The sequence below is a fragment of the Limisphaerales bacterium genome, from assembly GCA_014382585.1.
Taxonomy (GTDB): Bacteria; Verrucomicrobiota; Verrucomicrobiia; order Limisphaerales; family UBA1100; genus JACNJL01.
On the sequence record JACNJL010000041.1, the window covers coordinates 1 to 12,130 of the forward strand.

Below are 12,130 nucleotides of genomic sequence, written 5' to 3' on the forward strand. Positions count from 1 at the left end.
CCCGTGAGTGCTTGGCCGAAGATTGCCATTTCGTATTCGTTCCCTGTATTGCGAGCGGGTAACTTGCAGCCCGCAAAACACGGGAGCACAAGACTGGCAGCCAGAATTAAATTGCACGCTCCCGTCATCCGTTCCATACTCCCCAAGGCAACACGGAAAACCAAACACAGTAAAGAGGAACTAATTCACTATGGGTCAACAAACCAATAAAGTACAAAAACGCCGCCGTCGCATTGACTATCTCAAACGCAAAAAGGCCAATAGCAAAGGCAGCAAATAATCCAGCCACATCACCTTCGCAAGCCCCTCAACGGGGCTTTTTTTGTGATCTTAATTTCAGATTTATTCACAAGCTGGAACTCACATTTTTGCCCACCTTGAGAAAGTTTTCACAATCACCCAGTTCAGACCCTAAAAATAAGGCTTTCCAGCAATCTTCACTCGATCAAAAAACGCAATATTTGGGGATAAGCTGTTCACAATATCTACTAGCCAACCCCCGAAAACGTGGTAACTTGTTCTTAGTTCCGCGAGCAATCGCTGGGGCTAAGGTTCCTTGAAAGAACAGAGTGAAGTGCCGGGCAACCGGCAGGAAACTCTCAGGATAAAACCCAGGAGAACTGGGAGAAAGGGCAGGCGAGGCTGATTCGACTGCCCCCTTTGAAGCGCGACGGATTTGCGGTGAAATTCGGTTGGAAATCACTTCGGTGATCTGATGGCCGTTTGGAATCGGGAAAAACCGAGCGTGAAGGAGGCACAGTTCACGTGAGTATCCGGTGGCGGTCGCACGCCATCGAAATGCGAAAAAGATACTCATGAGGTTAGGGGCGAACGGGCGCAAGCCCGACTAGAAACCGCCCCGAGCTGGCTGGAAAACGCGCTGACACGCGTCAGGCTCACTTCGGTGAACCCGATCATTCGTGACAGTTGCCGGACACAGCCCGGTCGCAAGTCCTTCGGGGTGCGGGACTGAGTTAAGTACGTGCGAGCCCGTTTCGAGCGAGCACAGAAAACAGTTGCCCAGAGGGTGTTGATTACCTACTGAAGCATCAGCACGGCGGGAAACAAAAATTGACCGGAAACGGTCAGCCAGACGAAATCCTCCGAAAGGAGGGACAAAGCTGGGGATCCCGTCGGGATGGCCACGAGCCTAAGACAACGGCCGTGAAAACCATCCAACGCGGTGGCGATACAAAAACTGTAGCGCTGCCATGTGAACGAAATGGTAATCTGAGGGGTAAGAGGCGAGACCCGTGGCAAGGGCCAACGCACCGTCAAAAGCGGTGGCAGACCCGTGCTAGATGGCTTGGAGGTGAAAAGTTCACATCCGCGTCCAAGTCTGGTCCGCAGGTCGGTGGCCGCAACTACTGGCTGAAGCGGGCTTATAAACCTCACCCAATAATTCATGTGCCGAGAGGCCTTGGACGGCCCTGCTATGAGGCCGACAACTCCGCGAGTCACGGAGAATGGCGTCGGGGAGCAACCGACCCGCATTGCGGGTGCCCAATGGTTGCATCGGGAAAGAGCGCGTGGCGAGCGCCCACCCCCCAATTTGTCCCTGCTGGACTTCGGTCCGGCAGGGACTTTTTGTGTTCACGCGAAATTTTCATGCGGGCAAAAAGTTCTCGGAAAAAGTTCTCGGATAAGGAAACCCCAATTTCTATCCCAGATCTTTTCGGCAAACAGCATCGGGCAGAAGCGGCACAAAAACCTTGCCCGAAGCACTGCTTCCGTGCTCAATCAGCCCTCACCACTTTTCGATTATGGGTAAAATCTACGACAACATCGTGCAAACCGTCGGCGGCACTCCGCTCGTCCGGCTCAACAAAGTCACCGAAGGCATCGACGCCAACGTCCTGCTCAAGTGCGAATTCTTCAACCCACTCTCCAGCGTGAAGGATCGCATCGGTCAGTCTATGATTGAAACTGCAGAAGCTGACGGGACGCTCACAAAAGACACCATCATCATCGAGCCCACCAGTGGCAATACCGGCATCGCCCTCGCTTTTGTCGCGGCCGCTAAAGGCTACAAACTCATTTTAACCATGCCCGAAAGTATGTCGCTGGAGCGCCGCACCTTGCTGGCGATGCTCGGCGCGGACCTCGTCCTCACACCAGCCGCAAAGGGAATGAAAGGCGCCATTGCAATGGCAGAAAAACTGGCCGCCCAAACGCCCAACTCTTGGATCCCTCAACAATTTGAAAACCCGGCCAATCCCGCCATCCACCGTAAAACCACCGCCGAAGAAATTTGGACGGACACTGACGGGGCGGTAGATTTTGTCGTCGCTGGCGTGGGCACCGGCGGCACCTTGACCGGATGCTACGAAGTCATCCACCCCCGCAAAGAATCATTTCAGGGCATCGCCGTGGAGCCGGCAGATTCTCCAGTGATTTCACAAACCATTGCCGGAGAAGAACTCACACCCGGCCCGCATAAAATTCAAGGCACCGGTGCCGGTTTTATCCCAGGCAACCTCCACTTAACCTCCGAAGCCGGTGACACCCAAATCGCTGAATGCATAAAAGTAAGCAATGATGATTCGTTTGCGATGGCCCGTACACTTGCCAAAACAGAGGGCATACTTTGCGGCATTTCCACGGGTGCAAACGTTGTGGCTGCACTCGAGGTAGCCCGTCGGCCGGAGAATGCCGGGAAGACTATTGTGACAATCGCGCCCTCCACCGGTGAACGTTACCTGAGCACTCCGTTAGCAGAAGAAGCACGAATGGCGGTCGCCGAACTGCCGGTTCAAGACCCTGCGGCTTAATATTTGCTGAAAAAAGTTATTGCCAACTCCGTTGGCTTGCCCCTAAATATCCGCGGCTAACGCCCCCATCTCGGATTCAGTCCGCGAAGGGTATCCCCGTTCGATCGTCTCGTTGCAGGCCATACTTGTTTCGATTCTGTTGCGCATGTTTGCACACACCAATTTTTATCATGGGAAAAAATAATAAGACCGAGTGGCCCGAAGAAGGCGAAGGCTACCTCGAAATCTCCGACAAAGGCTTTGGGTTCCTGCGCTCACCGGGCAACCGGTTCCAGTCCAAGCCCAGCGACGTTTTTGTGACGCCCGACACCATTCGGCGCCACTACCTCCGCGAAGGGTGCCACATTCAAGGCAGGCTCGTCCCGCCCCACAAAGGCCACAGTCCGCAACTTAAGGAAATTTACACCGTGAACGAAATGCCGTTCAAGGAATACACTGAATGCGCGCGGTTCGAAAACCTAACCACCATCGACCCGGTGGATAAATTTAATCTCGAGACCGAGCCCGACAGTATCGAGACGCGCATCATCGACCTCGTTACTCCTATCGGCAAAGGCACCCGCGGGATGATTGTCTCCCCCCCGCGCACGGGGAAGACCACCATCCTTAAGCAAATTTGCAACGCCGTGACCACCAACCATCCTGAGGTAAAAACCATTGTGATGCTCATCGACGAGCGCCCCGAGGAAGTCACCGACTTCGAGCGCTCCGTGGATGCAGAGGTGGTTGCCTCCTCCAACGATATGGACCTCGAAACGCACGTGCGACTATCGCGGTTTATGATCGAGCGCTGCCGTCGAATGGTCGAGTGCGGTCAGGATGTTTTTGTGTTGATGGATTCCATCACCCGCATCGCTCGCGCTTACAACAACGTTAACACCGGAAGCGGCCGCACAATGTCCGGCGGTGTGGATGCGCGTGCGCTTGAGATTCCGCGCCGGATGTTCGCCGCCGCGCGCAACATCGAAGGGGGCGGCTCACTCACGATTCTTGCCACTGCGCTGGTGGACACTGGCAGTCGAATGGACGAACTGATTTTCCAGGAGTTCAAGGGCACCGGTAACATGGAGTTGATCCTCGATAAAAAACTTGCGGAACGGCGCCTCTATCCGGCGATCGACATCCCCAAGAGCGGCACCCGCAAAGAAGAGAAACTCTTTCCGGAAGAGCACCTCGGTGCCATCCACAAACTGCGCCGGACCATGATTGATCTGGATCCCGTTCAGGCAATGGAAACGTTGATCGGCGCGCTGAAAAAACACCCAACCAACGTGGAGTTGCTTTCTAAGTTAAAAACCTAGATTATCCACCCTATGGCACGCACCACGGGGGCATCGAAAAAACTAAAGCGAGGCCGACCCGCTGATCTAAAATCGCGCCCGCCCTATGCGCGGATGCTGCAAATTCACGATATGGTGCAACGCGGCAATTATCCCAACGCCACGTCACTTGCGGATAAATTGGAAGTCACCACCAAAACCATCCATCGCGATATTGGGTTTATGCGCGATCGATTTAATCTGCCCATCGAATATGATGCCTCCCGGAACGGATACCATTACACTGCACCCGTGGATTCATTTCCAATGCTGCAAATCGACGAGGGCGAACTCTTTGCGTTGCTCGTTGCCGAAAAAGTATTGCAACAATATCGCGGAACCGTTTTCGAAAAGCAACTGAGCACCGCGTTCAGGAAAATTTCCGAGTCCCTGCCGGACACCGTTTCCGTCCGCCTCAGTGATTGGGACGATGCATTAGACGTACGCTCCACAGGCAAGGTGGAAGTGGATGAGAAAATTTTTGATCTGCTATTCAAATCTGTGGCCAAAGGGCGCCAGTTAGAAATCATTTACACCAAGCCCAATGCCGCACCCGAAAAACGCATCATTGATCCCTACCAAATTTCCAACATCAACAATGATTGGTATCTTTACGCCTACGACCATAAACAAAAGGACATCCGCTGCTTCGTGCCTACGCGGATGGAATCGGCAACAATCACTGGACAAAAATTCAAGCGTCCCGATTCGTTTTCGCTCGACCAGCACCTCTCCGGGGCCTTCGGCCCGTTCTCCGGTAATGATTCATATGATATCCGTATCCAATTCACCAAAACTGCTGCGCCGTTCATTTGTGAAAAGCAATGGCATCCGACCCAAAAACTCAAACAGATGAAAAACGGCGGGGTCGAAATTTCACTCAAGCTGAGCCACCTAACCGACATTCGCCGATGGATTCTCGGCTGGGGCGGCGAAGCAAAAGTGATTGCCCCCAAGGAATTATTGCAATCCATCGAGAATGAAGCTCGGGCGATTTTAAAGAAATAACCACTTTTTCGCTCGCCAACTGTTCTAAAACCGCTAAAATCTTTTGGTGTTGAATTTGAGCGGCAATCCACCTGTGGGGGTGGGTGTGCATAACTCACACCTTATATTGTGGGTTTTTGATTGCCAGTGTTCCGCTCTGCAAGGCACAAGGAGGTCCACATGTATTTGAAAAGCCTAAAGGCGATCGGGTTTAAAAGTTTTGCTGACAAGACAACCCTGAGTTTCGAGCCGGGAATCACCGCCGTCGTCGGTCCTAATGGCTGCGGAAAATCCAATATTTCTGATGCCATTCGCTGGGTACTTGGCGAGCAATCTGCCAAAGCGTTACGCGGCGGAGAAATGGCGGATGTCATTTTCAGCGGAACTGATGGTGCCCGTGGACGCAAGGCAACCGGCATGGCCGAGGTGTCACTTACGATTGGTGACGTGGATGAAGCAAATCTCAGTGCTGCCGGGGTGGACTTGGAGTTCAATGAAGTCACCGTTACGCGGCGAGTGTTTCGTGATGGAGGTAGCGAGTATTTTCTCAATGGCACCGGTTGTCGCCTGCGTGATGTGCAGCAACTCTTTATGGGAACCGGCGTCGGTCGCAATAGTTACAGCATTATGGCCCAGGGCCAGATCACGCACATTATCCAAAGCCGCCCGATGGAGCGCCGCGCAGTTTTTGAGGAGGCGGCCGGCATCACCAAATTCAAACAGCAGAAAAAAGAAGCGCTTCGTAAACTCGATTACACGGAACAAAATTTACTGCGATTGGATGACACGATCCGCGAGGTGAAGCGCCAGATCGGTTCCCTCCAGCGCCAAGCCGGAAAAGCGAGGCGTTTCCAGAAAATAATGGACGAACTGAAGCACCTCGAAACGCAACTTGCTCGTCATGAATTTGATGCGATCGATGCGGCTTTGAAATCCATTCGTGAAGAGTCAGATCAGATTCGCGACAGCCTTGAGGCCCATTCCAGCGGCATTATTGAAGAAGAATCTGCGCTCAAGCAACTGCGTGAATTGCTGGCCGATCTTGATCGGCAGGTCAATGCGGCCCAAACTAAGGGGCTCGAGTTGAAATCCGAAACCGACCGGCACGAGAATCGAATTCAGTTTAACGAGCAGCGGATGGGGGAGTTGGGTGTTCAGCACGCCGAAGCCGAGGTTGACATCTCCGGGGCACAGGAGCGCCGCAAACAGGTGGATGCCGAGCTGGAGAGCATCAATCAGCAACTCGGTGACTCAGGGCATTCACTTGAGCGCGCCAATCAGCACGTTGCCGAAAAGCGCGGTGTGCTCGATTCAATTGACTCGGGCATTCGTGCTCGCCAAGCCGAACAGCAGCAGGCCCAATCTGAATCCGGTGAATTGCAAAACCGCCTCACCCATACCCGCAACGATTTGACCGCGTTGGATTTGCAGAAGCAAGGGAACGCCGTGCGATTGGAAAAACTTTCAGCGGAGAAAATTCAACTAGAAGAAGAGCGTGTTAAGCTGGAAGACAGGCTTTCTGAATTTGAAAAACAGGTTGCGGGGGATTCGTTGCACGTCCAATCCCATCGCGGCACAGTTGAGGAAAGGCAGATCCGACTCGCCCAATTAACCGATGAGCTGAATACTGTGGACGATGCGCTCGATGCTCAACTCCAGAGCCAAGCTGAGGCCAAAGCGCGCCGCGACGTGCTGCAACAACTTATCGAAAACAAAGAGGGCTTCAGCGCGGGGGCGCAGGCAGTGCTTTCACATTTTGATGCGGCTCTGGGCTCCTTGGCTGACCAAATTCGAGTGCCGGATCAACACGTGCGTGCCGTGGAGGCTGCTCTCGGTGCGAATCTGCAGCTCGTGCTTACCGATCAATTTACGCATGCCAACGATATGCTTGGCCACCTCGCCAGCGGCGAGCAGGGGCGTGCGAGCATCGTGGCGCTGGAGCTTTTACGTGAGCGTGGCGGCGCAATCCCTGCGAGTGATTTGCCCGCTGAAGGCACGCTCGCATTACACGTGGTGGAAACGGATGACCGTAACCAGCCGTTATTGCAAACCTTACTGGGGCGGACAGTAATTGTCGACACGCTGGAAACCGCCACGCGATTATGGCGCGCAAACCCCGGCCGGTTTGACTATGTCACGCATCAAGGCGAGTCACTCAGTCAACAAGGCATTTATACCGGGGGGCGCGGGCACGCGAATGAGAAAGACCACACCTCGGTGCTCGCACGTCGCAATCAAGTGGATGAGCTCGACCGGCAACTTAGCTCACTTGCGCGCGAGATAGACGAAGCCAGTCGCCATAAAGGGCAATTATTGGCAGAGCAAACTGAACTTCAAGCAGGCCTGCAAAATGCCCGCGACGAATTGAGTGACCGTGAAGTTGCTGTAGCAACTTCAAAGGGAGAATTCAACGCACTTCAGAATTCGCGTGAGCTGCTCCATCAGAAAATTGATACCGTGGTGTTTGAAGTGCGAAACCTTGCTGAGCAGGAGGAAGGCGCCAAAGGCAGGGCGCAAGGTTTGGCTTCGCGTATTCGTGAAATGGAAGATCGGGCGCGCAGCTTTCAAGAAGCGTTGGATGAGCATGACCTTTTTATTCACGAACAACGCGAGCGACGTGAAACCGCCATTGAGGATTTGACGGAGGCGAAAGTGGCGCTGTCCAAGGCCGAGGAGCGCGAAAATTCGCTGCTTGAACGCAAGACGCCAATGGAGCAACGACTGGAGGAACTGCAGCGGACCCTCGAACGCGCACAACAAGTGCTAAGCGAAAGCGCGGAGCGCAAAGTGCAGTTTGAAGCACAGAACGTCGAGTCCCGCCGCGAGATCGATCGGTTGCGCATTGAGCGCGAAACGGCCGGCGAGCAATCCGCGCAATTGACGCAGCAACGAAACCAACAGGCTGCCGGAGCCGAGCGCCGCGAGATGGAGCTTTCCGAAAAACGCAATTCGCTCACCGAACTGCAAGAACGCAAGGGTGAGATTGAAGTGGAACTGACTCAAAAAAGAATGGCACAAGAGCAACTTGTGGAACGCATTCGCGAAAAGTACACCGTAAATCTTCACGAAGTGCGCGGTGAATGCGTGACCATTAAAATCACGGATAATGGTCAAACCACCACCGAAACGGTCACAGCCGAAGAAATGGCGGGCGAGGCAGCGGCGACAGACTGGGATGCAGTGAGTGGACAGGTCAGCGCTTTGCAGGAAAAAATTGATGGTATGGGGCCGGTCAATTTAGTGGCCATCGACGAGTACGAGGAAATTGAGGAACGCCATACTTTTCTCAACACCCAACATGATGATTTGGTTAACGCCAAAGCCGAATTGCAGGAAGTGATTACCCGCATCGACAAACAGTCACGCGAAATGTTCACAGAAACCTTTGAGAAAGTGCGGGGGAATTTTCAGAAAATGTTCCCCGATCTCTTCGGGGGCGGCAAAGCCAACCTTGTGCTCACCGAGGAAACAGATGTCCTTGAAGCCGGCGTTGAAATCGTAGCTTCACCTCCAGGCAAACAGCTGCGCAGCATCAGCTTGCTTTCCGGTGGCGAACAAACCATGACCGCCGTCGCGCTTTTATTTGCACTTTACCAAGTGAAACCCAGTCCTTTTTGTGTGCTTGACGAATTGGACGCACCGCTCGATGACGCTAACATCGAGCGGTACGTGAAAAAACTCAAAGAGTTCCTCGCCTACTCGCAATTCATCGTGATCACCCACAGCAAGCGCACCATTGCGGCGGCGAATGTATTGTACGGCGTCACGATGCAGGAACGGGGTGTGAGCAAAATTGTCAGTGTAAAATTTCATTCAAATCAGGCCGACGACCCGCCCGAAACAGACCGAATCGTTTCCCAAGACACTCTCGGAGGAGTGCCGGACGTTACTGAGGACGAGGAAGTCTTCCTCGCCAAATAATCTCGAGCTCCCCCCAAAAGCTTGCCCTTGCAAACATTGGGGCAGATGCGTAGCGTTCCCGCCGCATGTTAGAGGACTCCGAACAAATCGTCATCATTGGCTCCGGTTGCGCCGGTCTCACTGCCGCTTTATACTCAGCGCGAGCACAGCTTGCGCCCACTGTGCTTACCGGCGCGATGCCAGGCGGGCTGCTTACCACTACGAGTATTGTGGAAAACTACCCGGGCTTTCCCGAGGGAATTGATGGCACGGAATTAATGATCAACATGCAGCAACAAGCCGAACGGTTTGGGGCGAAAGTGAAATTTGGCAGTACCGTCGAAGCGGTCGACCTGAGTGAGCGACCGTTTAGGCTCACCGTTGATGGCGAATCGATGCGGGCCCAGGCACTTATCATCGCCAGCGGAGCAGGGCACCGGCATCTTGGGTTGGATAGCGAAGCGCGGCTCGATAAAAAAGGTGTCACTTATTGCGCCACGTGCGATGGAGCATTACCGATGTTTCGCGACCAACCATTGGTGGTAGTGGGTGGCGGTGATTCAGCCTGCGAAGAAGCAACTTTTTTAACACGGTTCGCCAGCAAAGTTTATCTAGTGCACCGGCGTGATGAATTACGCGCATCAAAAATCATGGCCGATCGCACGCTCGAAAATGAAAAAATCGAAATGGTTTGGGATTCGGAAGTGGAAGAGATTCTCGGCGACGAACAGGTGAGCGGCGTGCGATTACGGAATAATCAAACCAACGCTGAGCAAACTATCCAATGCGCCGGTGTATTCATCGCCATTGGCCATGTGCCCAATACCCAAATCTTCAAAGGGCAACTGGACATGGATGACGCCGGATATATCACCCGTAAAGAGGGAGCGCAAACAAGCGTGGCCGGCGTATTTGTGGCCGGCGATTGCTCGGATAAAGTGTATCGGCAAGCCATTACCGCCGCCGGCATGGGATGCGCCGCCGCCATCGAGGCGGAGCGATTGCTTGCCAGCGAAGGTCAATAAACATCGCAAACACCTTTATTTTGGCGTATAAAAGCTCACCCATGAAAGCACGTGCGGCGCAGATAGAACGCGCCACGGGCGAGACCCGGATTCAGCTGAAATTAAACATCGACGGCCGAGGCAAGGCCTCGATTGACACGGGCATTCCGTTTTTTGACCACATGCTCACGCTTTTCGCGAAACATTCAGTGTGTGATCTCAAAGTGAAATGTACGGGCGATTTAGAGGTGGATGCTCATCACGCCGTGGAAGATTGCGGGATCGCGCTTGGCCAGGCATACAATGAGGCGCTCGGCGAAAAGCGCGGTCTTCGGCGTTACGGCACAGGATTCGATCCACGCAATCCGCTGTGGGGCGATGCGCATGTGCCGATGGACGAAACGCTGGCTCGTTGTGTCATTGATTTCAGTGGTCGACCCTATTTAGTTTGGAATGGAATGGGCAAGCTTGGCTTTCGGGTTTTGAAACACGAAAAAGCGCAGGACGATGCGTGCGCGTTTCGGTTTGGTTTGGCGCGCGAATTTTTCCAGGGCTTCGCGAATGAAGCACGTTGCAACTTGCACTTAGAATTATTGTACGGGCAGGAGCCGCATCACGTGGTGGAAGCGTTGTTTAAGGCATTTGCGAAGGCAGCGGATTTTGCCTGCCAAAAAGATCCGCGCATTGGTCAAACCGTGCCGAGCACGAAAGGTCGATTGAAGGGCTGAGCCAATGGCAAAGAAGCTGGACATTCCGAATGCCGAAGATGAGGCGCTGGTGCGCGCCGCGCAAAAGGGTGCAATGCCGCCTTACGAAGAATTGGTCCATCGGCATCGTGATAAAATATATGCGCGAGCATTCAGTATGTTGCGAAACGAGGATGAGGCCCTGGATCTCTCGCAGGAAGCGTGGGTGAAAGGTTGGCAGCGCTTGAAGCAGTTCAAGCACAACGCCAGCTTCACTACTTGGATGACTCGGATTTGCATCAATTTGTGCCTTGATTTTTTGCGGAAGCGGAAACGGAAGCAAACTGATTCACTTGATCAAATGGAGGAAGAAACCGGCGGCGTGGAGCGGCGGATGCCAGTGGAAGAATTCAACCCCACCGGTAATGTGGAGCGCGAAGAGCTTCGTTTACAAATTGATGAGGGCCTGGCAAAGCTCAGTTATGAGCATCGCACCGTATTGATTTTACATGAATTCGAACGACTCGAATACAAGGAGATTGCCAAAGCGATGCACTGTTCCATCGGCACGGTGATGAGCCGGTTGTTTTATGCCAGAAGAAAATTGGCCACTCTGTTAATTTCTTTGAAGAAAGAACGGCAAGAGTGAGTCTACAGAAAACGATACGAAATGAAGCAAGAAGACGAACTAAAGATTCAGGCTTGGATGGACGGTGAGTTAGCACCTAAAGAAGCTGCTCAGATCGCCACGCTGATTGAACAAAACTCCGAGGCCTTGGCGCTTTCCGAAGAATTAAGAGTGGTGGAAAACGCCCTGCATCTCGGCGAAAAGCAGGCAATTCTTGATGATTCTCGCGATTTTTACTGGTCACAGGTTGAGCGCCAAATTGAGGCGGAAGAGCCGTTGGTGGAACCTTATGCCGCTCCCGTAATCGCTTCTGGCACACCATTACGCTGGCTGGTCCCTGTGGGCAGCTTGGGGGTTATCGTAGTTCTAATGATGAATTTTGGCACAATGAACCCAAACCCATCATTTCCCGCGCCTGGCGGCTCTCCGGTATCCCCAGCTGCAGTGCCCTCTGGGCTTACTGAATCGGCAGGCATATTGGAGGAAGCTGGCAATGATCCTGACGGCGTGGGTGTGATCAATTTCCAAGGAAGCCAAGGTTCGCGTCACCTGACGGATCCGGAAGATCCAAATACGTTGCCTGAATCGATCGAGAACCCTGATCGATAACTTTTTGCTGAGCGCAAAAAAGGGCTAATTTTCAGCGTCCCCGCTTGGGGGCGCTTTTTATTTGTTACAAACTTATTCACACGGCTGCATCTTGGGGCTCGACTGGCAGGCGGCACAACATCTTGTGTCATATTCCTGTATTTCAAACAAAAAGATTTGTCGTGAAATTGGATTTCAGGTAGACTTCTCCTTTAAGTTTGCGCCCGATAAAACAGGCGTTTCATAG

At 53.2% G+C, this 12,130-nt stretch carries 8 protein-coding genes; all 8 read left to right on the top strand.

The window, feature by feature from the left end; all coding sequences use genetic code 11:
* Positions 1-1,763 precede the first annotated feature (1,763 nt).
* Positions 1,764-2,771 (top strand): cysteine synthase A, encoded by a 1,008-nt coding sequence (gene cysK / locus H8E27_08620; GenBank protein ID MBC8325675.1) that lies wholly within the window; start codon positions 1,764-1,766, stop codon positions 2,769-2,771.
* Positions 2,772-2,941: 170 nt separating this feature from the next.
* Entirely contained in the window at positions 2,942-4,072 is a 1,131-nt protein-coding gene (rho, locus tag H8E27_08625; protein ID MBC8325676.1) for a transcription termination factor Rho, read from the top strand.
* 12 nt (positions 4,073-4,084) lie between these two features.
* A complete protein-coding gene (locus H8E27_08630) occupies positions 4,085-5,098 on the top strand; it encodes a WYL domain-containing transcriptional regulator (protein MBC8325677.1) in 1,014 nt (337 codons plus the stop codon).
* Between the two features lie 159 nt (positions 5,099-5,257).
* A complete protein-coding gene (gene smc, locus H8E27_08635; protein ID MBC8325678.1) occupies positions 5,258-8,998 on the top strand; it encodes a chromosome segregation protein SMC in 3,741 nt (1,246 codons plus the stop codon).
* A gap of 65 nt (positions 8,999-9,063) precedes the next feature.
* Positions 9,064-10,002: a thioredoxin-disulfide reductase gene (trxB, locus tag H8E27_08640; protein MBC8325679.1), complete on the top strand. Its 939-nt coding sequence runs from the start codon at positions 9,064-9,066 to the stop codon at positions 10,000-10,002.
* Positions 10,003-10,043: 41 nt separating this feature from the next.
* Entirely contained in the window at positions 10,044-10,709 is a 666-nt protein-coding gene (gene hisB, locus H8E27_08645; protein ID MBC8325680.1) for an imidazoleglycerol-phosphate dehydratase HisB, read from the top strand.
* Between the two features lie 4 nt (positions 10,710-10,713).
* The gene (locus H8E27_08650) at positions 10,714-11,316 is read left to right on the top strand and encodes a sigma-70 family RNA polymerase sigma factor (GenBank protein MBC8325681.1); all 603 of its coding nucleotides are present in this window, start codon (positions 10,714-10,716) and stop codon (positions 11,314-11,316) included.
* A 21-nt stretch (positions 11,317-11,337) separates the two neighbouring features.
* Positions 11,338-11,904, top strand: a complete 567-nt coding sequence (locus H8E27_08655) for a hypothetical protein (protein ID MBC8325682.1) — start codon at positions 11,338-11,340, stop codon at positions 11,902-11,904.
* The last annotated feature ends 226 nt before the right edge of the window (positions 11,905-12,130 follow it).